Origin of the sequence: Cytobacillus kochii, from assembly GCF_044790165.1 — a bacterium.
GTDB lineage: Bacteria > Bacillota > Bacilli > Bacillales > Cytobacillaceae > Cytobacillus > Cytobacillus kochii.
This window is the reverse complement of sequence record NZ_CP085254.1, coordinates 401,123-424,935: the sequence shown is the minus strand read 5'-3', so window position 1 is coordinate 424,935 and position 23,813 is coordinate 401,123. Positions and strand designations below refer to the sequence as shown.

The following is a 23,813-nucleotide window of genomic DNA, read 5'->3' as shown; positions in this document are numbered from 1 at the left end:
TGACCATTTTGAATCAAGCACTGATATGTCCTCGATTCGAAAAAGCCATGAGTATCATGAGCCAACGTTGGACTGGTCTAGTAATCTATCAACTATTAGCAGGACCTAAACGCTTTTGTACATTAGAATCTTCAATGAGCATTAGCGGTAGAGTCTTGTCCGAAAGATTAAAGGACCTTGAACAACAAGGTATTGTTAAACGCGAGGTGTATCCGGAAACGCCCGTAAGAATAGAGTATTCGCTTACAGACAAAGGAATGGCCCTAGAGCCCGTTTTACGCGAAATAGAGAAGTGGTCTCAAGAATGGTTGCAAGCCGAATAAAGAACGACAATAAATCCCCATATACGTACTATGGGGACCTTTTTTTATGAGTGAGGTCTTTTGCCCACACTTCTCGCTACTTCCATAGCCGCTTATATGCGCATTTTATTCTTATCAGAGGCACCGTCCCTCTTTTCTCCCCTCCCAAAAAAAAATTTCCGGCACATTGGCCGGAAATTCATTCTTATTTTCTCTTTAAAAATAACGGGATAGACATCACTGCTGCTCCACCTATAAAAAAGAGCCAATTCTTATTAAACTTTCTGGTGTCCGGATTTTGTTTTACTATCTCTTCCTTTTCCTTACCCTCACTTGATCCAAGTCCTTTCACAAAAGCAAGTAGAATACTCATTCCTTCCCTTACCTCTGAATCCCTTAGCATAGATAGCATGGTCACTTCCTTTTTTTCCTTATCTGATTGTTGAACCTCTACCATGCGGGTAAGTGCAGTATTTATTTTATCAATCATCGGTTCCCATTCCTTTAAATCCATTTTTCCTAAGACTTCAAGGAGAAGGAACGAATTTTTAATTGATCCTGTAACTTCAGGATGCTCCATTGATAACAGGACACGGTCAAGAATTTTGTCACTTTGTCCCAGCATACTTTCTACGATATGAAGGATGCCTTTTTCGTGGATTCTTTGTATTAAGTGTATAGAATCAATAATTGCTCGGCGGTTATTCACAATACTATCTTCTAGTTCCTTTAATTCCCTCTTTCTCTGCTCTTCAGGCGACACTTCAATTTTTCGAATAACTGTTGTTGCTTTAGCCATGTTTCCTCCTCCTCTCTCTCACAAGATCTCCAGGGAAAATATAGTCGCTCCTCTGCCATTTCCCTTCCACATTCACACCTACTTGCGGTTGAGGTGTGCCGAAGCGATGATTCTTTCGTGGTAATGGTGACTCTCCATCTTCTTCTATCACCTCAAGCTTTGCTGAAACCTCTTTATATGCAGGCGTATCTGTATCCTTATCTGTATGCGAACTAGTTAAATAGTTAATAGCGCCCTCTCCAGATGTATTCATTGGTAAATAGACTTGCTTACCTTTTACTCGATCAGTGACGAGACAGCTTACCCTTACACTGCCATAGGGAGAAGTTAACCTCACTTTCGTACCATCTCTAATCCCTCTTTCCGCTGCCAATTCGCCTGACACCTCCAGAAAGACATTAGGTGTTTTACCGGAAATCGCTTTAGACTTGTAAGTCATATTACCTTCATGAAAATGCTCTAGCAGTCGACCGTTGTTGACATGGATATCATATTCTTCATTGAAAGTGAGCGGTTGTGTCCATTTCACTGGATGAAGAATAGCTTTTCCACCCGGAAGTGAAAATCCATCTGTGAATAAGAGTGGAGTATCCTTGCCATCTGCTGCTACTGGCCATTGTAGACTTTTATAGCCTTCTAACCGATCATAATTGACTCCAGCCATTAACGGGGTAAGAGATGCGGCTTCATCCATAATCTCACTTGGATGTTGATAGTTCCAATCTCCTCCTAGTTGATTAGCAATAGCCATAATAATTTCCCAATCAGGCTTAGAATCACCAAGGGGTTCCATTACTCTATATAACCGTTGAATTCTTCTTTCGGTATTGGTAAACGTTCCTTCTTTCTCCAAACTAGGACTGGCTGGTAATACAACATCCGCATATTGGCATGTTTTCGAGAAAAAGATATCTTGCACAATAAACAGGTCTAGTTTTTCAAAAGCTGCTTGTACATGATTGATATTCGTATCAACAATCCCCATATCTTCACCTTTTATATATAAAGCCTTTAATTTCCCTTCATGAATGGCTTCTACCATTTCTTGATTATTTAAACCAGGCTCACTAGGGAGGTCCACACCCCACTGCTCCTCAAAACGTTGTCTGACACTTTCATCGGTTACATATTGATAACCAGGGAAACGATCTGGCATACTGCCAAAATCACTTGTTCCTTGCACATTATTATGACCTCTAAGTGGATAAGCACCTGCACCTGGTTTCATATAGTTTCCTGTTACAAGGAGCAAATTAGAGATAGCTGTACTTGTGTCACTGCCCCCACCATGCTGTGTCACACCCATCGCCCAAAGGATAGATGTTGTTTTTGCTTCATGAATTCTTTCAGCGATTGAGATCAGCTCTTCTTCTGATAAGTGCGTCACTTCAGAAGCGTATGATAATGTATAGGGCGTTAAACTTTCGAAGAAAACTTCTACATCATTGACATGCGCAGCTAAAAACGCTTCATCATGCCAGCCTTGATCGACAATATATTTTGTTACTGCTGAAAGCCAAACAAGATCGCTGCCCGGTGCAGGTTGAACGAAAAGGTCTGCTCGTTCAGCTAATTCATGCCTCCGTAAATCTGCCACAATCACTTTTTGACCATTTAATTTCTGCGCTCGTTTCACTCTTGTCGCCAAAACAGGATGGGATTCTGCTGTATTGGAGCCGATAGAAATGATTAACTCTGCTTGCGCAATATCACTAATGCTGCCAGAATCGCCTCCGTAACCTACTGTTCTCCATAGTCCCTTTGTTGCTGGAGATTGGCAATAACGGGAACAATTATCAACATTATTTGTCCCGATGACAGCTCTCGCTAATTTTTGCATTAAATAGGACTCTTCATTTGTACATTTAGAAGATGCAACAAAAGCTAATGAATCCGGTCCATGATTCGTTTTTATCTCAGTCATTTTTGAGCGAATAAAAGTAAGCGCTTCCTCCCACTCCACTTCTTTGAAACCTTCTTCATCTCTTATCAATGGCTTAGTCAAACGCTCTTCACTATTCACAAAATCCCAGCCAAATTTGCCTTTCACACAAGTTGATACACCATTTGCTGGTGCCTCTTCCTGCGGCTCCACTTTTAATATTTGCCTTCCTTTTGTCCACACATCAAACGAACAGCCTACGCCACAATATGTACAAACGGTTTTCGTCTTTTTAATTCTTTCTTCTCGCATAGTTGCTTCTATATCCGAAATGGTTAAAAGAGACTCATAACCTGTTTCAATATTCTTCGTTAGTTCAATCATCGGACGAAGAGATTGTTGTTTAACACCGGTTAAGAATCCGGCTTCTCCTTCCATCCCAACTTCCATCATGGCATTACAAGGGCAAACAGTTGAACAATGACCACAGTTTACACATGACGATTCTTCAATCGGAGAATCCTTGTCCCAAATTACTCGTGGTCGCTTTAAATCCCAATCAATTGTTAACGTTTCATTAACTTGTAAGTTCTGACATGCCTCGACACATCTACCACAAAGGATACATTGATCAGGATCATATCGATAAAACTCATTTCTTTGTACTTCTGCATCTTTTGATGTATGATCAGTCTCTTGATGGGAAATCTTCATTTCCTTGACGGTATTATGTATTTCGCAATTGCCGTTATTAAAGTCACAAACTGTACAATATAATTCATGATTACCTAATATGCGATCCATAGCGATCATCTGTGCTTCATGGATATCTTCACCTACTGTTTCAACGTTATCATTTGGCTGTATGGTCGTTGAGCACGAACGGACATATTCCCCATTTACTTTCACAATACAAGTGTCACAAGTTTCAATAGCTCCTAAACTAGGATGATAACAAAGTGATGGTACCTCAATATTCATTGTATTTAATAGCTGCATAACCGACTTTTGATTACTCACACTTGTTGTTTCTCCATTAATTGTGACCTCAAACTTCTCTGTCACTATGAGCCCCCCTTAATCCCTTTATTTACCTATCTATTATTTCCCCTTTACCCATTCATTCCCTGCATAAACAGCGTTGTATTTTTATAATTTTCCGTTAATTTTAATAGTTATAATCAAATATCCTTCTCTTAAGTAATAATTAAATACGATATGAATCGCAATTCTCTACATAGAAAATAATTAACAATTCTCATTTAAGTAGAATTCTTTTTCACTAAAAATCTCTTTTATTTTATTTCTAAAACGAAAAAACTCATCCTCCCAAACAGTCAAGTTTGGGAAAGGATGAGTAATAAACTGAATTAGTGAATGTTCGTTTTCCTAAAGCTTCCACCTTTCACTTCTGCTACATCATAAACGGTGACAAATGCGCCGTCATCAATTTCAGAAATGATTTCTTTCATTTTGCTTTCTTCTAAACGGTTAATGACACAAGTAATTTCGATGAACTTTTCATGTGAATAACCGCCATAAGCTTCTTTATACGTAGCACTACGCCCAAGACGGTCGCGAATGGTTTCAACCATAGCCACTGGTTCAGTTGTAATGATTTTAAATGTTTTCGATCCACTTAAACCTTCCTCAACGATATGTATCACTTTACTTGCAATAAAATAAGCAATCGCAGATAAGAACGCCCCTTGGAGGCCGAACACAGTAGAAACAATAATAAAGACAAATAAATTTAAGAATAGAATTAAATCACTTGTTCCGAATGGGAGCTTTCGTGAAAGTAGCACAGCAAGCATGTCGATTCCATCAAGTGCCCCACCATTACGTAATGCTAACCCCATACCAAAACCAAGAATAATTCCACCTACAACTGTGACAAGGAGTGTATCACCTTGGATAATGACTGGTATGTGATGCATGAGGCTTGTACCTGCAGCTAATGAAGCAATACCAATAATTGAATAGATGGCAAATGTTTTACCAATTTGTTTATAACCTAACCAAACAAAAGGTATATTAAGAATTGCGATTAAAACACCTAATGGGACATCAAATAGTTGCGAACCTACAATGCTAATGCCCGTAACGCCTCCATCTGATACATTATTAGGAATCAAGACTGCCTCCAGTCCATAAGCAGCGATAAAACCACCTATAATAACAATCAGACATCTAATCACCATTCTTAGTATACTTTGTTTACTTTTCTTTTTACTTTTTGTTTCCATCATAATCTCCTCTTTACTTTTTCAAATTGATACATAGCTAGAATATATTCCTTATCATCCCTTTCTAACAAAAATTTCCCCTTTAAAAAACAGTTACTTCTATTATAACTCAATTATTCTCATCCTTTGTAACAAGTTTCTGTCTGATTCTTAATAATATCCCATATTATGGGCAAACTTAGTTTGAAATAAAGGAGGAGACAAAATGTATAAAAAACAGGAGAAAAAGCTCATTTTATTAGCCTTTTCAATCGCTTTTATTCTCGGCTTATCCATCCTCGGACGCTTGTTCCACTAATGATAAAAGATAATAACGAAAGAAGGGTTTCTATTGGCTAGCGAACAAGGCGTTTTATATAGCCGTGCTTTGACAGAGTTAACATTAACTTTCCATATCATTTATGCAACCATTGGTGTAGGAATCCCACTAATGATTATGATTGCCCAATGGATCGGAATTAAAAAGCAAGATGACCATTACATATTACTTGCTCGTCGATGGGCAAGAGGATTCGTCATTACCGTAGCTGTTGGAGTTGTGACAGGAACGGCAATCGGCTTGCAGCTTTCTCTTCTTTGGCCACACTTTATGGAACTAGTAGGACATATTATTGCTCTGCCATTATTTATGGAAGTATTTGCTTTCTTCTTTGAGGCAATCTTTCTTGGCATTTACTTATATACATGGGATCGATTTGAAAATCAAAAAAAACATTTACTATTGTTAATCCCTGTTGCATTAGGTGCTTCATTTTCGGCTGTTTTTATTACTGTGGTCAATGCTTTCATGAATTCACCCCAAGGATTTGATATTGTCGATGGACAGATTGTTAATATTTCTCCATTGATAGCTATGTTTAGTCCAGCTATGCCGACAAAGGTAGCACATGTTTTAAGCACGGCCTATATGACTTCAGCTTTTATACTTGCTAGTATTGCTGCTTATCGCATGCTTAGAGGTTCAACACATCTCTATCATAAAAAAGCGCTTTATCTAACTTTAAAACTTGCACTCGTCTTCTCCATCTCCACCGCCCTGTTAGGTGACTTCGCTGGAAAATATTTAGCCGAATATCAACCAGAGAAGCTTGCTGCTGCCGAGTGGCATTTTGAAACAGAAGAAAATGCGCCTCTTATTCTCTATGGTGTATTAGATGATGAAGAGATTAAATATGCCATTCGGATACCTTATGCTTTAAGTATGCTTGCCCACAGCAATCCATTTGCCGAAGTCATCGGTTTGGACCAGTTTGATGAAGATGTTACGCCACCTTTATATATTCATTATTTATTCGATATTATGGTGACTTTAGGTATGCTCCTTATTTTAATTGCTTTACTTTATATTATTGGGCTTATTAGAAACTGGTCATTTATCCATGCAAAATGGTTTTTATGGATTATGGTGCTTTCCGGTCCACTTTCAATGATCGCCATTGAGGTAGGGTGGTGGTTCACCGAAGTAGGTAGACAACCTTGGATTCTACATGGATTGATGCGGACAGCTGAAGCGGCAACTAGTAATGAATATGTAGGCTGGATGCTTGTTCTGTTTGCCTGTTTATACCTCTTGCTCGGTGCAGGAAGTATTTACGTACTCACTAGTATGTTCAAGAGAAACACGGTTGAACAAGAATTAGCTGATCGAAAAATAGAAAAAGGCGGTGACACTTTTGAGTCTTGAGATAATTGGTATTTTTGTACTTTGGCTGTTTTTGTTTGGTTACGTTATCGTTGCATCTATTGATTTTGGCGCAGGATTTTTTAATGCCTACAGCTTATATAGAGGCAATCAACATATTTTAAATAAAATCATTCAACGTTACTTATCCCCAGTATGGGAAGTCACCAATGTATTTCTCGTCTTTTTCTTTGTCGGTATCGTTGGGTTTTTTCCACAATCCGCTTATTATTATGGGACCACTCTGTTAGTGCCGATTAGCTTAGCCATTATTTTATTAGCCATTCGTGGATCTTATTATGCTTTTTCAACATACGGAAATCGTATGCCCAAGAGGTATACATACGTTTATGGATTATCTGGCTTATTTATCCCAGCTTCTCTTTCAATTGTTTTTACAATCTCAGAAGGCGGATTTATTTCAATCGAACAAAATGGACCTGTGCTTGATATAGCCTCCCTTTTCACAAGCCCACTCACATGGAGTATTGTTGTACTGAGTATAACGGCAGTTCTTTATATCTCAGCTGTTTTCTTAACATGGTATGCCCATTATGCCAAGGACGAAGAGGCAACTACTTTATTAAGGAAATATGCACTAATATGGGCTATCCCTTCACTCATTACAGCAATTGGGATTATCGTTGAATTAAAGTTCCACAACCCAGAGCATTTTGAACGACTTGTTGATTTATGGTGGATGTTTGCATTGTCTGTACTATTTTTCATCGGGACGTTTATCCTTATATATAAGAGAATGAACTATGGGCTCGCATTCACTTTATTATGCGGACAATATTACCTTGCCTTCTTTGCTTATGGCATTTCACATTATCCGTATTTACTGTATCCCCATTTATCAATATTTGATAGTTTCACAAATGAAGCAATGGCCATCGCTTTAATCATTGCCTTTATAGCCGGTTTAGGTTTGCTCCTACCATCGCTTTATCTTTTATTGCGACTTTTCTTATTTAACAAGGAGTATGTACAAGGGCGAAATGATAGTCATGTATAAGAAGGGAGATCATTTAGATGAGTACATTTATTATTTTTTATGCGCCGTTTATTGTCATCTTATTATCCATTATCATCGGCTTTCGAGTTGCTTTATATGATCGATCAGCGGTTAACCGGAAAGATTAAACGTTTATAGACGTACAATGGAATTAAAAATAATCTATGTGCTTTAGGCTAATGCTTTCACTCTGCCTGCACTATACTTGGAATAATTGTTATATTAGTATAATAGAGAAGAAAATGGAGTATGTACGAAATGAATATCACAACGTAAAAAAGGGGGGAAAAGTTGATTACAGAGTTTCCCCAGCACAGACAAAGGGCAATCACTCTTTATTAACTTGGGTGCGCATTTTTATTTGCGCACCCAATTGACTTCATTTCTTCACTTGAGAATGGTGCTTCCTCCTCTTTGCAAAGAATATTATGAAGTCGCCTTCAAACCAATGACGCCGACAATGATAAACAACACGCTGATGATCCGTTTATTACTTTTTGGTTCTCCGAAAAGGAACATACTAAGTAAAACAGCCCCTGCTGTACCAATCCCAATCCATACCGTATAAGCAATACTCACTTGTAAATATTGAAAGGAGGCATACAGTAGCGCAAAGGATATCCCAAATCCCCCCATATAAATGACAGCATTCCGAATGGTTTTTTGTTCACTATATTTTTTCAACCCAATAACACCAGTAATTTCACTTATTGCTGCTAAAATCACAAGAATCCAGCCCATCATGCTACTTGATCCTCCCTACTATGTTCTTCTATTTGATTATCAGCTAACTTCAAACCGATAACACCGACTAAAATGAATATAATAAATACTACTTTCGCTAACCCCATTTCTCCATTGAAGAGAAAGACATCCATTAAAGACGTCCCTACAGTACCTACTCCGGCAAAGATAGCATAAACGGTGCCAGTTGGTAGATGCTCACATGCTTTGGATAAACAGTGAAAATCTAATAAAATCACTGCAACTACAAGTAGCCAATGCCACCAAAGATACGCTGTATTAAAGCCAAAAACCCAAACAAGTTCAAATAAACACGTTAATATAACATAAAACCAAGATCGATTCATCTTTTTCCTCCAACTGACTGAATTTCAGTCATTTTTATCAAAAACCCACCAATGGTGAGATTTATTTATACAACAAAAATGCTAATTAGCGGAAGGTTGATAACCTAAACCGTATTTTAGAAAGGTTAGCACTTCTTCTTTTTGTTGCTTTGCTTTGTCTTCATCTGTGTGATCATACAAGTAAATTTGCTCCGCTGTAGATTCCACTAATCCAATCACAATCTTTGCTGTACTTTCTATGTTCAGATTGGAACGTACGACTCCTTCTTCTTTAGCCGTCTGCAAAAAATGACTAATCCATTCGTAAAATGGTTGGTACACAGCTTCCCATTGACGAATATGTTCGCTAGAAGCAAGGCCAGCATATACTAAGGCAAGCACTTCTCGATACTCACTCGTATATAAAAAGATACTATCAACCAATTGCTTTAATCGATCAACAAATATCGCCTCACTATTTACTTCATGATGTACTCTGGCAATTAATTTTTCTACCATTACTTCTGCAATAGCCGGCATAACAGAAAGTTTCGATGGGAAATACAAATAATAAGTCCCTTGAGCAATACCTGCTAGTTTCACAATATCTGCAATTTTTGTTTTTTCAATGCCCTTTTCTTGAAAAACTTCTATTGCGGCATGCACAATACGTTCTTTTTTGTCCATTTATCAAACTCCTTAAACATGACTGAATATCATTCATTTTAAAATGGATTTAATAAAATGTCAATGTCAACAAAGCTTCTACCCGAAGACAAAGGATATTCAACCACCTCCATTTGCCCTCGGATTTTTTAGTCTGCTTTATAAAGCATTGTTACAACTGTTCCATATCTTTCTTTACTTTTCACAAACATTTTCCCTTGATTTTCGTTCATTAATTTAAAACAAATCGTTAAGCCAATGCCATTTCCTTTTTCTTTACTTGTGAAATACGGTTCGCCAATCCTTGCTAATCTTTCTTTAGAAATTCCCTCTCCATTATCCATGACACGGATACGGATATACTCTTCATGCTCATCTAAAACAATTTTAACCTTACCACCTTCATGAATGGCTTCCAGGCTGTTTTTAATAATATTAATCATAACTTGCTTGAAATGGGATTTATCCATATTTATATGATGCTTTTGCTTTAATTTGTTAGTAAGTTGAATTTTCTTCCCTTGTTCGGTCGCCATAGCATTGAAGAGGAGGTTAATATTATTCACTTCATCAACTGCATCAAATGGCTTAACAGAAGCCAGTTCATCAGATTTAGCCTCTGGCTTCCCGAGAATTAATAATTCTTTTAATACTTGATTAATCCGATCAATTTCTTCAATAAGAATTCTCTCGTAAGCCGAGTCGGGGTTTCTTTCTCTTAACAATTGTATGAAACCACGAATCGTAGTTAGTGGATTTCTTATTTCATGCGCTACACTCGCAGCCATTTCACCAATTACTTTCATTTTCTCTGATGAAAGAAGCAATTGCTCATTCTTCTTCTGCTCTGTTACATCATTACCAAAATAGATAGTGAACGATTGACCAGAATTTTGATATAGGTGCTTCATGCCCCACTGAATATAATAATTTTTTCCTTTATAATCTGTATAGCGGTAAGGTTGTTCAAACCCGTATGCAACCATTGGCAAAAAGTGAATAAGTGTAGAAGTTTTTTTACCTAATAAAGTACGTTCTTTCTCATCAAATAATTGACAAAAGGAGCGATTCACCTTCACAATTCGCTGATCACTACCTGTAACAAGCAGATAATTAGGATTAATATCCATAATTTCTTCTAATAGTTCACTCTGTTTAATTAACTCAATATTGATATTACGGATTCTTTGCGATTGCATTTGAAAAAAACCTAGAAATAAGATTAAGGCTGCAATGATTGAGTTAAAACTAGAAAAATAAAGCGGAGCAAAAGAAAAACCACTTATAACACCATTAATAAAAATAATCATTGCTGCTATTACTAATTGTAAGTAAAAGCTTCGATAATAAACACCTTTTAAATGTAAGGTGACGATAAACAAGAAAAACCAATTAATAAAAACAAGTAAAACATTAATGATAAACGTAAAATTCAATGGACCGTAGATAGGAATCCAATGGGAAGGTGAAACGTTCACCGTTTCAACAAATCTGTAAGACTCGACTCCAAGTGAAGTAAAGTTTATCAAATACGTAATGATACTAATGATCGTAAATAACCACATTCCCGGTTTATTAAACAATATCCCAAATCGATGTAAAAGAGGGTTTTCTTTTACTAAATAGTATGAGAAATAATAAATCGTTGGCATTATAAAAATCGGACCCATCCGTAAAATACGGAACAACAAATCAATTGTTTGTAAAGAAAGCATCTGGTCAGCATAAAGAAAGGCAATATCCATTTGCCAAAATGACAACATTAAGAGGAAAATGGACAAAGCTTTTGTTAAGGAGGTTTTAGAATAGAATAATATTGATACAGAAATAAACAAGGGGATGAAAGAAACAGTTAATAATAAAACAAACTCCATCTTATGTCATCCTTTCCTTAGAGAAAAGGGCAGCATTATTGTTTCCACCATAGCCTTGTGAAGTAACAAGTACTTGTTCCACTGGGCCATGAATCACTTCATCAACGATCAGAAGCTGCTCGTACTTACCGACATCTACTCTGATGGTTGGCGGAATGAACTGTTCCTGTATACTAATTAAACCGGCCATTACTTGAAACATGCCCGATGCTCCCATCGCGTGACCAACATTTCCTTTAATAGAAGTAATGGGCACACCCTTATCTACAAAAAACTCTCCATAAACCATTGCCTCAATATCATCGTTTGCTTGGGATCCTAAAGCCTGACTATTAATATAAGTCGGCATCCCCTTCTTAATAGTTCTTTCTACAGCCTTAACCATTGCCCGACCTCCTGGATCGGCAATGTAAGATGAGTAAGCAGATTGGAACATGCTAGATTCCGTTAAATACCCTATTATCTCTTTTTTCCGTTTAACCGCTACTTCCTCTGACTCCAATACTAATACCCCTGCACCTTCAGACATAGCAAAACCCTCACCTGCTGAAAAGGGACCCATGAATGTCTCTCCCGTTTGCAAGATTCTCAGTGGCAAAAATCCCGCCAATACCAAATCATTAATGGTAGAGTCTACCCCACCGACAATACACATATCTACCTCATTTGCTTGCAGAAGAATTTTAGCCATATGAATGGCGTCTAAACTTGAAGTACAACTATTTGCTAAAGAAAAGGTTGGTCCTTCAATTTGCAATGAAGTACTTAAACAATTCGCCAAAGTATGGCCATTCATATTCCCTATAGCATAGGGACTCATCCTTTTTCCTTTGTTTAACTTAGTTGAATGGTTAAAAACCTCCGTTATTACGCCACCAGAAGAGCCAACAATGATAGCAGTTGCATAATCTCTCGGTTGAATCTGTGCCATTTCTATTGCCCGATCTGTTGCATGAAGGAGCATTTGCGCTGACTTCGGTAATTTACTCGCTTTTAAATAAGAGTGGCTAATATCATTCTCATTTACTCTTCCAGTAAAAATGTGCACACCGTTAAATTCTTCTCTATTTAATATTGTCTTTTTATCTTTTAATATATTTGAAAAATCCTTGATTGATGTAATGTTAGGGCCAATCAATCCCATTCCAGTGACGACAACTCCCATAAATGCAACCCCTTTTGCATATATACACCTTTATCTTACTATTAATCTAGAAAATAAGATACGTTTCATTCATGACTAAACCCCTTCACACAATACGAATAGTACTATAGTAACATAAGAACACTAAGCATATTCAGGTCTTTTTCACTAACAAAAAAAATTAAGCTATTTCTCCTTTAATAATAGTGTGTATTGTTAAGATTCCCAAGTAGAGGAAGCTCCACATCATTCGGATTCTTCTCCACATAAAAAGGTACCAACCTTTCCAGGCAAGTACCTCTCCTTCTTTCATTTCATTATATCCAATCAATTTTCCGTTGTAGCCGCAGTTTGTTCCCTAGCCTCGCCATTCCAATCTTTAGTAACATCCACCCATTGTTTTGCCCCTGCATATTGATATAATTCTTCACAAGTTAGTTCAATTGCTGAGTTTTTGCTACCACATGCTGGATATACCATTTCAAAACGCTGTAGGGAAGTATCAAGAAAGATATTCATTTCTTTTGTTAATCCAAATGGACAGACCCCACCAACCACATGCCCTGTATGATCAAGTACTTCTTCAGCAGAGAGCATTCTCGCTTTTATGCCAAATGTATGGCGGAATTTTTTATTATCTATTCTGGCATCGCCTGCAGCAACAACTAGTAGGGCTTTTTCTCCCTCACCTCGAAAAGAGAGTGTTTTGGCAATTTTAGCTGGAATAACACCAATTGCTTCGGCAGCTTGATCAACAGTTGCACTTGTCGTATCAAACTCCAATATATCTTTATCTCGACCATATTTCCCCAAGTGAGCTTTAACACTTTCAAGTGACATAATTCTTTCGCGGCCTCCTGTCAATATAATGTAAAAGGATAACATTCTTTAACAAGTAAAAGCAAATGTATTTGTTAAAAATTCAAAAAACATACAAATCATAAAATCAAGTTAGTTTAAATAAAGTTGTAACCATCCTTTCTCCTCTCCGCTTATCATAGATTTAACCCCATTCTTTCTTACTCTGACAACATTTTTTCAATAGGACTATTTTTCATTCCCCTGTTTAAATGTGATACAGTAAAGCTATACATAAAATGATGGAGGAATACTTATGACATCAACTACTTACACGGGCTATGTTGGTACCTATACAAAAAAGGATAGCCAAGGAATTTACTCATTCCAGTTAGAGGATGATCAAATTAAAAATATAGAACTTGCTGCTAAACTTGAAAACCCAACTTATTTAACAATCAGCTCGAGTCAATCACATTTATACGCTGTGATGAAAGAAGGAAATTTAGGCGGTGTCGCCGCTTATGAGTTAGACAGCAGACAGAACGGACTCACTTTATTAAACAAACATCTTTCTCCAGGTGCCTCACCTTGTCATGTAAGTCTAGATCAAAAGAGTCAATACTTATTAAGTGCGAATTACCATAAAGGAACGGTTGACTATTATTCACTACTACAAAATGGCGAAATTAAAAACCTGCTAACTTCAACAGAGATTCATGGTTCAGGACCACATGAGCGCCAAGAAAAACCACATACCCATTTCGCTGGACTCACACCGGATGAGAAGTATGTTGTTGCTGTCGATTTAGGGACAGATGAAATCATTCTATTTCGTAGAGATGGGGATAAACTCACCAAACATTTTACTTTAGCAACACAGCCAGGCTCTGGACCAAGACACATCACCTTTCACCCCAATGGGAAATGGGCCTATTGCATGACTGAACTAAGCTCAGAAATTATTGCACTTCAATATGACGCTGAGAAAGGAGAATTGAAGGAAACTACTTATTATAAGACGATACCTGAGGATTTTTCAGAAAACAATCAAGGTAGCGCCATCCATCTTTCTCAAGACGGCAAATTTTTATACGCTGGCAATAGAGGTCATAATTCAATTGCGATATTTGCAATCGCTGAAGACCGATTGCATTTAACCTTTGTTGCTCATACATCGACATATGGAGATTGGCCACGTGACTTTGTACTAGACCCAACTGAAGAATACTTAATCGCAGCCAATGAACGGTCAAATAATTTAACTTTATTTAAACGAGAGGCTGAATCAGGGTTACTTCAACTATTGCAACAAAATGTTCCTGTACCTGAACCAGTTTGTGTGAAGTTTTCACCTCAACAACCATAAGTGGAAAAATAAATTTAATTTCATAACTAATAATAAAAAAGGGATGTTCTGCTCATGAATAGCCCTTTTTTGTATCCCCTCTATTGATAGGCGATGACTTTATTAACGTTCTATCACTAATAGGACATGCATAAACTAAAATAGGAGACTATTTAAGGAGGAGAAATGATGAATAAAGTTGTTTATCTAGTTGGAGTAGCCATCATTATTTGCTTTGTTTCATTAGCCGAATCCCCTAATTCAATCCTCCACCATGAGAACGAAAGAGAAAGTAAATATCCCTATATTCCAGTAATTAATGAGAATAATGACAGCGAAGAAGTAAGTCAAACCGTTGATGAAACTGACCTTGAAGGTTTAGCTCCTACTTTAGAGCTTCAACTAGTGGACACAGTTTACAAAGATGATGTCATTGTTGAAAAATATCAACAATTCGAGGTTTTTAGAAATGACGAGCAGGAAGTCATTAAAGCTATTCCATTGGATGAATATGAATATTTATCGTATCAACAATAGTTAGTCAATCAAAACATGGACATGAAGTTCTATATTCTCTGGCAAATTATAAGTAAGAATATACCCTTTTGTATACCCTGATATAAAACTATGACCATCCAATATTGTCGGGGAGGTAATATCTACTTCCATTCCCTTCCCTTCGATGGCTGATACTGAACCGCCAGCAATCATATTCCCTAGTTCCCCACTAAAAGATGTTAACATTTCACCTTCTAAGTCCATCCCGAACATAGATTTCCCCAAGAATGAAAAAAGTGAACGATCACCACCAATGAACAATTTACCAGCTATGTCCCCTGAGAAACCGATGAATACCCCATATCGAACAAGGAATGATCCTTCTAGCTCAGTCCTACCCACTAATTCATGATTTATGGGAATTAGCTGTCCAATTGAAGTCTGGACACCTTTTAATAAAAGGTTCATTTTTTCTTTATCCTGTAAGACCTTTTCCATTGCCGGTCACCCCACATCAAAATAGTTGATAGTATTATAGTATATTATACCCGGTTCTTTTGCTATATTTTTCATTAAAAAAATACATGATGAAACCGAAAATGAATGAGCAAAAATAACTATTTTAAAATTAAGACATGAATGGTTTTATAAAATGCTAACTTCTCTTATTCCCTTTTCAACAAACATTAAAACACATAACTTTGACAATTTCTATCCATTTAAGTATGATAATATTATTAAATGCGAAAGGGTGACTCTAAGTCAATGAAGTAAGAATCCTATTTATCGAAAACAAACAATTGAAGGTAATGAGTAAAGGAACGCTTTATTTTGCTATGCTTTCAAACGATGTTTTCAGAATAGGATTGCACTTCATAAGGTTACCCGTGGGATTTCTCCCAACTTTTTTAGTGTACCTTTATGCCTCCTATTCTGAAGAAATAGGAGGCATTTTTTTTCGAGAATTTGTCTCCCAAAACGAAAGGAGATGATCAATATGCTATTATTAGAAGCCACTGATTTGAAAATCACTATAGGTGACCGGCTATTAGCTACTGCTGAAAGACTAACTGTACAACAAAACGACCGTATTGGTTTAGTTGGCCGGAACGGGACAGGAAAGACGACAATTTTAGATACACTTGTAGGAAAAACAGCTGCCGAAGAGGGACAAATCATCCGCAATGGCACGATGGAGTTATTACCGCAATTAAAACATGATGATCAATACAAAAGTGGTGGAGAAACAACGCAACAATATATTAAAGAAGCACTAGCTAAAAACCCGGAAATATTACTTGCAGATGAACCAACGACCCATCTGGACACCTCCCATATTGAATGGTTAGAAAAGATTCTTAAGCATTGGCAAGGTGCTCTCATTCTAGTCTCGCATGACAGAACTTTTCTTGATCGTGTGTGTACAAAAATTTGGGAAATTGATGAGGAGAAAGTAAAGATATATTCTGGTAATTACTCGCAATATAAACAGCAGAAAGAATTAGCATTAGCAGAGAAACAGCAAGCTTACGAACAGTATGAACAGAAAAAAGCACAATTAGAAAATGCCCTCACCTTGAAGGCTAAGAAGGCAGAGAGAGCAACGAAAAAGCCAAAAAATTTAAGTTCTTCCGAAGCACGGATTACAGGATCAAAGCCTTACTTTGCTAAAAAACAAAAAAAGCTCCAACAAACGGCTAAATCAATTGAAACAAGATTGGAAAAGCTTGAAAAGGTAGAAAAAATAAAGGACCTCCCGTCTTTACAAATGACCTTACCTAATGAAAAAAATACGAAGAACCGAATGATTATTAGAGCGGAAAACCTTAAAGGAAAAATAGCTGATCACGTGCTTTTTGAACCCGCCTCCTTTCAAATTCGCGGCGGAGAAAAATGGGCGATTATTGGCCCCAATGGCTCTGGAAAGACAACGTTGATTAAAAAAATTTTACAGAGGCAAGAATTGACTGTCTCCCCATCTTTAAAAATTGGCTACTTTAGTCAAAACTTAGATATTCTGCAAAAGGATAAAACGATTATTGAAAATGTTAAAGAAACTTCTATTCAGGAAGAAACGGTTATTCGTACAATCCTAGCCAGACTACGCTTTTTTCGAGAAGATGTATATAAAAAAGTCTCACTTCTTAGCGGCGGAGAACGAGTGAAAGTCGCATTAGCCAAAATACTTGTGAGTGAAGTGAATACATTAGTGCTAGATGAGCCGACAAATTTTCTCGATATTGAAGCTGTAGAAGCATTAGAAGACCTATTAATGCAATATAAGGGAACTATTCTCTTCGTCTCTCATGATCGCCGTCTTACTAATAAGGTAGCAAACAGGCTACTGATTATTAAAAATAAACAAATTGAAGTATTCAGAGGCAATCACGAAGCTTACGAATCATATGAGCCGGAGGTGAAGAGGAACAATCATGAGGAAGAACGTTTACTCATCGAAACAAAAATAACAGAAGTCCTTTCACGATTAAGTATCGAGCCAACAGAGGAGCTAGAAAAAGAATTCCAGCAATTACTACAACAGAAAAAGAAATGGCAATAAGTTATACAGAGGGACCCTACTTGCATGGTATTCGGGTCCCCTTCTTTTCTTCATATAAAGCCTCATCATTTTACTATTTCCACTTTTAATCAGCTATAAAATCCTGTAAAATCCAATTAAGGTATATTTAACTATATACAATTACGACATTCATCCTCTTCCTCTACAATCATTTATCCTTTTTTTTAAACGGAAATCTTATAGTCAATGTAAACCATACTAATCTACTCTGAGGTGTCGACATGAAGCTATTGCAGATGAATCAACTTGAAAAAACAATTGGAAATACAATTATCTTCCCTAAATTCGATTTAACTTTATATCGAAATGAAATTGTCGCACTCCAATGCAATAACGAAGTTGGCAAACATCTCATCATGATGATGATTGGAAAGAACAATATTTCAAATGGAAAAGTATTATTTGAAGATACAGAGTTAAATAAGCATTTTAAAAGCTTATCTAATAGAATTGGGCTATCTCTACTAGACGACGCTCTCTACGACCGGCTAACTCCCCGAGAATTTTTAACTTTTTATAAGAACCTGCATGACGTCAATATAGAAATAGATGCTTTAATACAAAAAATAAATTTAATAGACAAAGTAAATACAAAGATTAGCAAACTTACATTTTCTGAAAAGAAAAGGCTGCACTTAGGAAGGGCAATCCTCCACCAACCAGATTTACTTATATTAGAAGAACCCGACCAAAACATCGATATAGAAAGTAAAATCACACTACAGAAAGTATTAGAAGACCATAAACAACAAGGAAGAGTCGCCCTTATTATTACTAACAATTACGAAAGTGCACTATCAATGACGGATACAGTGTATCGTTTAAATGAGCACGGACTTAAAAAAATCGAGGTTATGGATGAAGAGAGTAGTCAACAGGATATCGAAGATGAAGAAGCACAGCCGCAACAAGATATGTTGCCTAGCGAAGAAGTCGGCCCAGCTCCTTCAGAAAAGATTCAAAACATGAACAATCCATTGCGTCTTGAAAAAATCCCTGCAAAAGTGGATGACAAAATCATCCTTTTTGATCCGACTGAAATTGTATACGTTGAGAGTAATGATGGCATTTCCCATTTACATGTAAATGGTGAAAGTTTCCCTTGTGCTCTTACGCTAAATACATTATTTGAGAGACTGCATCCTTTTGGATTCTTTCGCTGTCATCGTTCATATATTGTTAATTTGCAGAAGGTGAGAGAAGTCATTACTTGGACAAGAAATAGTTATAGCCTTATTCTCGATGATGCGAAAAAGAGTTCAATCCCATTATCAAAAGGAAAATTAAATGAGTTGAAAGAGATTATGGGCATATAGGTTGTTTCATCTTGACTCTAACAATAAAGGAGCCCTATTTTCACCTACTTCCTTGCTCCATTCACCGCTTAATTGCTCCCATTCATCTAAATATAGACGCTTTTCACCTTGATATTACTGTATTTATCCCTTTTCACAGCTAATATGGAGACAAGAAATGCAAAACGTGAAAAGGGGCCAATTAAATGGAAAATGTCATTGAAGTAAGAGACCTTGAAAAGTCTTTTCAAAACCAACTAGCTTTAAAGAAAGTAAGTTTTCAAGTAAGAAAAGGGGAAACAATTGGTTTCTTAGGACCGAGTGGTTCAGGTAAAACAACAACAATCAAAATCCTAACCGCTCAACTTCATGCAACAGCCGGAGAAGTGAAAGTATTCGGAGAACCAATTGCGAAACTAAAAGATCCCATTTATATGAAGAGAATTGGTATATTAACTGATAATAGTGGCTTATACGAAAGGCTTAGTATATACGATAATCTCGCATTATATTGTGATTTATATGAAGTAGATAAAAAAAGAATCAATGAAGTGCTCACAACGGTAAACTTAATAGAGGAAAGTAAGAAAATCGTGCAAAAACTGTCAAAAGGGATGAAGCAACGAGTGACATTAGCTAGAGCCATGCTTCATAAACCGGATTTACTCTTTTTAGATGAGCCTACTTCCGCCTTGGATCCTGTAAACACAATGCATATCCACCAAGGACTTAAAAAGCTAAACGAAGAAGGAACAACAATATTTTTAACTACTCATGATATGCAAGAAGCTGAGACAATTTGTGATCGAGTGGCATTCTTACATAATGGTGAAATCAGCTTAATTGATACACCAGAGAATATTAAAACACAACAAAGTACTTCATCCATCTCTCTATTATTGCGAAACAATCGTAAAGTGGTTGTGCAAAAAGACGAAGCGGGTGCAAAAGAAATATATAACTATATAAAAGACGGAGAAATCTTAACCATACATTCAGATGAGCCGACACTTGGTGATGTATTTGTAAAATTAACGGGGAGGAAATTATCATGATCTTTTCATTTAAACGCGTCAACGCCATATTTATTAAAGATTGGAAAGATTTGCAAAGAAATTCATATATTCTTTTTACATTAGCCATTCCACTAGTTTTTGCAGCGATGTTAGGTCGCATGAATGCAGCAACAGACGTCCTTTCTACTTATCCAATTAATCTCGCACTAATTATTGCGGGTGCTTTTATCCAAGCTGCGATGGTTGCAGAAGAAAAAGAGAAAAATACGTTGAGGGGCTTGTTATTATCACCTGCCAGTACACTAGAAATATTGATTGGAAAAAGCGCATTGTCTGGACTAATGACCATTCTTGTTATTATCGGATCAATTATTTTCTCAGGGTACACAGTCCCATCCCTTCCACTATTTTCTCTTAGCACTTTACTAGGCTTAGTCTTTTACCTTGCAACAGGAACGATTCTTGGACTGCTTTCACGGACAGTAATGGAGACAAGTATTATCGGTATGCCTGTATTAATTATATTCGGCATGAGTTCCATGTTTAAACCAATGGTTGAAAATGCAACCTTGATCAATATAATTGAGTTGTTGCCTAATGAACAATTAAATCAGATTTGGTTTGGTTTAAGTGACGGTAAGGGGGCAGCTGATATCCTCATGAATTTGTTCATTTTATTCTTGTGGGTAGCCGTTTCTTTCATACTCACCATCGTAATTTATAAGAAACGTAGATTTGATTAATGTATCGAGGTCGGGATATGGTTCCCTCTCCCCGACCTCACCAATCATATACAACAAGATTAGGCCATTTCGCTTTCCATTTCCTTGTCTTATACTCATATATCTCCTTCGTAACGATTACTTTATTCGGTACAATCCTCATGCTAAACAGGTCATCTAAATGATAGGGCGCATACACAGTCATCTTTTCATTTTTCTCCATTTTCACCCCTACGGCAGTAGCTGTTGTTGGCCAGCTCGCAATCGCCTCATTGACGCTTGTATAAGCAGGAATCGCAAAACCAAATTTTTCTTCATACCAGAAATGGACATTCGCTTGATTCTTTATGTCTCATTGATATGGAAACGACTTGAGCATACTACTTAAAATTTGCTGAAACTCCCTTTCGCTCAATTGGTTTCCCTTGTCATAGTAAACAAGGTCAATATCTGATATACCATAATCGATTGCATTGCCAGATAAATGATTCCACACGGTATTTGCCACACATCCCGCAGCTACATAATAATCAAAGGGTAAGTCCAAATCAGATAAACAACTTAATAAATGCATGATTTCCTCATTTTCTTCTAACATTTCCTTTAACTGTTGTTCATAAATAATCATCGTAGTATCTACCACCTTTATTGATTAAAAAGCAACTAACATCATATCTTATATAAGAGTACATTTACATTATTTGGTTTCACGCTTGATTATCATTTTTAGGAAGAAGTCAAAATTCTCTTTTATTTTTCTTAGTTTAAGAACACTTGTATAATGACCTAAACAGTTTAAGCCTGCTTACTTATTGTTGGGAAGAAACAATAACATGACATAAATGAACCAACTACTTAATGGTACAATAAAGTTTAAAAAATCGAAATTGAACGGAAACACTTTTGGAGGAGGACTTTTAATGGAAAAGATGAAGAAACGAATTGAAGTAGCTTCAGGTAAATCACCTGCAGACCTTGTCATCAAAAATGCGCAAATTGTTGATGTGTTTTCAAGTGAAATTATTTCTGGAGACGTAGCCATCACAGATGGATATATTGTTGGAATTGGTGACTATAAAGGACTAGAAACAGTGGACGCTCATAACCGTTTTTTAGCTCCTTCTTTTATTGATGGACATGTACATATTGAATCCTCCATGGTAACCCCTGTCGAGTTTTCAAAAATCCTCCTGCAGCATGGGGTTACTGCTGTCATTTGTGATCCTCATGAGATTGCTAATGTCGTTGGTGAAAAAGGGATCGAGTTTATGCTTCACGCATCTGATGATATTCCATTTGATGCTTATTTCATGCTACCCTCTTGTGTACCTGCCACACCTTTTGAAAATGCCGGTGCTACATTAACAGCAAACGACTTATCTCCTTTTTATGAATATGAGAGGGTGATTGGTTTAGCCGAAGTCATGAATTATCCCGGTGTGATGAAAGGCGATCACGACTTATTGAGTAAAATTCACGAAGCGCATGAAAGAGGAAAAAAAGTTGATGGCCATGCGGCGGGGCTAAAAGGAAAACAACTAGATGTGTACATGACAGCTGGTATCCGAACTGATCATGAAGCAACTAATGCAAAAGAAGCAAAAGAACGATTGCAAAAAGGGATGTACGTCATGATTCGCGAAGGTACAGCAGCAAAAGAATTATGTCGAATCCTACCAATTGTTAATGAGAAAAATGCACGTAGATTTCTATTTGTTACAGATGACCGCCATCTTGATGATATTATTAGCGAAGGCAGTATCGACTATATGATTCGGAAAGCGATTAAGAAAGGGATTGATCCGATTACAGCGATTCAAATGGGGTCTCTCAATACAGCTGAGTGCTTTGGGCTTAAGGATCAAGGTGCCATCGCTCCAGGATATAAAGCTGACTTTGTTTTATTAGACGATCTTGAGCAAATTGAGATTCAATCTGTGTATAAAAATGGGCAATGTGTTTTTAGTGAAGGAGAATTAACTGATTTCCCTAAAGAATTAGAGCAAAAGGAATGTTCCCATCTCACTAATACCGTCCACCTTCCTGTCATTAATGAACAATCGTTTCACTTAGACATTGTCGGAGAAAAAGCACATATTATTGAAGTGATTCCGAACAGCATAGTAACCGACCATGTTATTGAAACCGTTCAGAAAGACGAACGCGATCGTTTCATCGCTTCTATCGAGAAAGATCATTTGAAAATTGCTGTCATGGAGCGTCATCATCATACTGGCAACATTGGACTCGGTGTCTTAAAAGGGCTCGGACTACAATCGGGCGCCATCGCAACAACGGTAGCCCATGATTCTCATAATTTAATTCTTGCGGGTACAACTGATAAGGATATGGCAGTCGCTGCCAATGCAATCCGCGACATGCAAGGTGGACTTGTCGTTGTCGATAAAGGAAAGGTGCTTGCTCAATTAAACCTGCCAATCGCCGGTCTCATGTCACATGAACCATATGAGAAAGTGAATAAGAGGCTAGTGGAAATCAATCAGGCATTGGATAAAATCGGAGCTAACCATACATTTAATCCATTCTTAACATTAAGCTTCCTTGCGCTACCTGTTATTCCATCACTAAAACTAACAGACCTTGGGCTCTTTGATGTCAATACCTTTAGCCATATCTCTGTATCTGTAGAGAAATAACCTAATAAATGAGAATGACCCGAACTCGTTTCGGGTTATTTTTATATTCTTTATGTTTCTTTCTTGAGAACTCCTTCATGTATTTTATCCAATTTTTTTCATTTGCCAATCCTTCCCCTTCTTGTGTTCTTATTACTATCTCTGCCAAACCGGCAAGATGTTGTATATTACTGTAAACAGCTTACCTATCTAAGGGAGTCCTCCATTAGTTTT

21 protein-coding genes and 1 pseudogene are annotated in these 23,813 nt (G+C 37.0%); 11 read left to right on the top strand and 11 right to left on the bottom strand.

The window, feature by feature from the left end; genetic code table 11:
- Positions 1-8 precede the first annotated feature (8 nt).
- The gene (locus tag LG276_RS02355) at positions 9-323 is read left to right on the top strand and encodes a helix-turn-helix domain-containing protein (RefSeq protein ID WP_095370884.1); all 315 of its coding nucleotides are present in this window, start codon (positions 9-11) and stop codon (positions 321-323) included.
- A gap of 184 nt (positions 324-507) precedes the next feature.
- Here the strand turns inward: LG276_RS02355 and LG276_RS02350 are convergent, their stop codons facing one another.
- From LG276_RS02350 to LG276_RS02340, 3 genes are all read right to left on the bottom strand, one after another.
- Positions 508-1,101, bottom strand: coding sequence for a DUF1641 domain-containing protein (locus tag LG276_RS02350; RefSeq protein ID WP_224938181.1), 594 nt, complete (start codon positions 1,099-1,101; stop codon positions 508-510).
- Positions 1,094-4,048 (bottom strand): formate dehydrogenase subunit alpha, encoded by a 2,955-nt coding sequence (gene fdhF, locus LG276_RS02345; RefSeq protein WP_251162964.1) that lies wholly within the window; start codon positions 4,046-4,048, stop codon positions 1,094-1,096. The genes LG276_RS02350 and fdhF overlap by 8 nt, the downstream gene beginning before the upstream one ends.
- Before the next feature lie 305 nt (positions 4,049-4,353).
- Positions 4,354-5,232 (bottom strand): YitT family protein, encoded by an 879-nt coding sequence (locus LG276_RS02340; protein WP_095370887.1) that lies wholly within the window; start codon positions 5,230-5,232, stop codon positions 4,354-4,356.
- 331 nt (positions 5,233-5,563) lie between these two features.
- Here LG276_RS02340 and LG276_RS02335 point away from each other — a divergent pair, with 331 nt between their 5' ends.
- The 3 genes from LG276_RS02335 to LG276_RS02325 are packed head-to-tail and all read left to right on the top strand — an operon-like array spanning position 5,564 to position 8,059.
- Positions 5,564-6,916, top strand: a complete 1,353-nt coding sequence (locus LG276_RS02335; RefSeq protein WP_224938183.1) for a cytochrome ubiquinol oxidase subunit I — start codon at positions 5,564-5,566, stop codon at positions 6,914-6,916.
- Positions 6,906-7,931 carry a cytochrome d ubiquinol oxidase subunit II gene (locus LG276_RS02330; RefSeq protein WP_251162965.1) on the top strand — a complete coding sequence of 342 codons (1,026 nt, stop codon included), beginning with the start codon at positions 6,906-6,908 and terminating at the stop codon, positions 7,929-7,931. Before LG276_RS02335 ends, LG276_RS02330 begins: the two co-directional genes overlap by 11 nt.
- A gap of 17 nt (positions 7,932-7,948) precedes the next feature.
- Positions 7,949-8,059: a cytochrome bd oxidase small subunit CydS gene (locus tag LG276_RS02325; RefSeq protein ID WP_373370948.1), complete on the top strand. Its 111-nt coding sequence runs from the start codon at positions 7,949-7,951 to the stop codon at positions 8,057-8,059.
- A gap of 298 nt (positions 8,060-8,357) precedes the next feature.
- On the opposite strand, the gene LG276_RS02320 is transcribed toward LG276_RS02325, so the two are convergent.
- From LG276_RS02320 to LG276_RS02295, 6 genes are all read right to left on the bottom strand, one after another.
- Positions 8,358-8,672 (bottom strand): multidrug efflux SMR transporter, encoded by a 315-nt coding sequence (locus tag LG276_RS02320; protein ID WP_224938322.1) that lies wholly within the window; start codon positions 8,670-8,672, stop codon positions 8,358-8,360.
- Positions 8,672-9,022: a multidrug efflux SMR transporter gene (locus tag LG276_RS02315; protein WP_251162966.1), complete on the bottom strand. Its 351-nt coding sequence runs from the start codon at positions 9,020-9,022 to the stop codon at positions 8,672-8,674. Before LG276_RS02315 ends, LG276_RS02320 begins: the two co-directional genes overlap by 1 nt.
- An 81-nt stretch (positions 9,023-9,103) precedes the next feature.
- Entirely contained in the window at positions 9,104-9,688 is a 585-nt protein-coding gene (locus LG276_RS02310) for a TetR family transcriptional regulator (RefSeq protein WP_224938185.1), read from the bottom strand.
- A 128-nt stretch (positions 9,689-9,816) separates the two neighbouring features.
- A complete protein-coding gene (locus LG276_RS02305; RefSeq protein ID WP_251162967.1) occupies positions 9,817-11,541 on the bottom strand; it encodes an ATP-binding protein in 1,725 nt (574 codons plus the stop codon).
- Between the two features lies 1 nt (position 11,542).
- Positions 11,543-12,706: a beta-ketoacyl synthase gene (locus tag LG276_RS02300; protein ID WP_251162968.1), complete on the bottom strand. Its 1,164-nt coding sequence runs from the start codon at positions 12,704-12,706 to the stop codon at positions 11,543-11,545.
- A 306-nt stretch (positions 12,707-13,012) separates the two neighbouring features.
- Complete coding sequence (locus tag LG276_RS02295; protein ID WP_224938188.1) at positions 13,013-13,525, bottom strand: YbaK/EbsC family protein; 513 nt, start codon at positions 13,523-13,525, stop codon at positions 13,013-13,015.
- Positions 13,526-13,799: 274 nt separating this feature from the next.
- On the opposite strand from LG276_RS02295, the gene LG276_RS02290 reads away from it, so the two are divergent.
- Entirely contained in the window at positions 13,800-14,852 is a 1,053-nt protein-coding gene (locus tag LG276_RS02290) for a lactonase family protein (RefSeq protein WP_251162969.1), read from the top strand.
- 168 nt (positions 14,853-15,020) lie between these two features.
- Complete coding sequence (locus LG276_RS02285) at positions 15,021-15,368, top strand: hypothetical protein (RefSeq protein ID WP_251162970.1); 348 nt, start codon at positions 15,021-15,023, stop codon at positions 15,366-15,368.
- Here the strand turns inward: LG276_RS02285 and LG276_RS02280 are convergent, their stop codons facing one another.
- Entirely contained in the window at positions 15,369-15,827 is a 459-nt protein-coding gene (locus tag LG276_RS02280; protein ID WP_251162971.1) for a chemotaxis protein CheX, read from the bottom strand.
- 499 nt (positions 15,828-16,326) lie between these two features.
- On the opposite strand from LG276_RS02280, the gene LG276_RS02275 reads away from it, so the two are divergent.
- The 4 genes from LG276_RS02275 to LG276_RS02260 all read left to right on the top strand — a co-directional run bounded on the left by LG276_RS02275 (position 16,327) and on the right by LG276_RS02260 (position 20,964).
- Positions 16,327-17,889 (top strand): Vga family ABC-F type ribosomal protection protein, encoded by a 1,563-nt coding sequence (locus LG276_RS02275; RefSeq protein ID WP_251162972.1) that lies wholly within the window; start codon positions 16,327-16,329, stop codon positions 17,887-17,889.
- Between the two features lie 242 nt (positions 17,890-18,131).
- Entirely contained in the window at positions 18,132-19,226 is a 1,095-nt protein-coding gene (locus LG276_RS02270) for a LytTR family transcriptional regulator DNA-binding domain-containing protein (RefSeq protein ID WP_251162973.1), read from the top strand.
- Positions 19,227-19,411: 185 nt separating this feature from the next.
- Entirely contained in the window at positions 19,412-20,260 is an 849-nt protein-coding gene (locus LG276_RS02265; protein ID WP_251162974.1) for an ABC transporter ATP-binding protein, read from the top strand.
- Complete coding sequence (locus LG276_RS02260; protein ID WP_224938195.1) at positions 20,257-20,964, top strand: ABC transporter permease; 708 nt, start codon at positions 20,257-20,259, stop codon at positions 20,962-20,964. The genes LG276_RS02265 and LG276_RS02260 overlap by 4 nt, the downstream gene beginning before the upstream one ends.
- Before the next feature lie 37 nt (positions 20,965-21,001).
- Here LG276_RS02260 and LG276_RS02255 read toward each other — a convergent pair.
- A pseudogene (locus tag LG276_RS02255) lies at positions 21,002-21,517 on the bottom strand (nucleotidyltransferase family protein).
- A gap of 346 nt (positions 21,518-21,863) precedes the next feature.
- On the opposite strand from LG276_RS02255, the gene ade reads away from it, so the two are divergent.
- Positions 21,864-23,600 (top strand): adenine deaminase, encoded by a 1,737-nt coding sequence (gene ade / locus LG276_RS02250; RefSeq protein WP_251162975.1) that lies wholly within the window; start codon positions 21,864-21,866, stop codon positions 23,598-23,600.
- Positions 23,601-23,813: the final 213 nt, after the last annotated feature.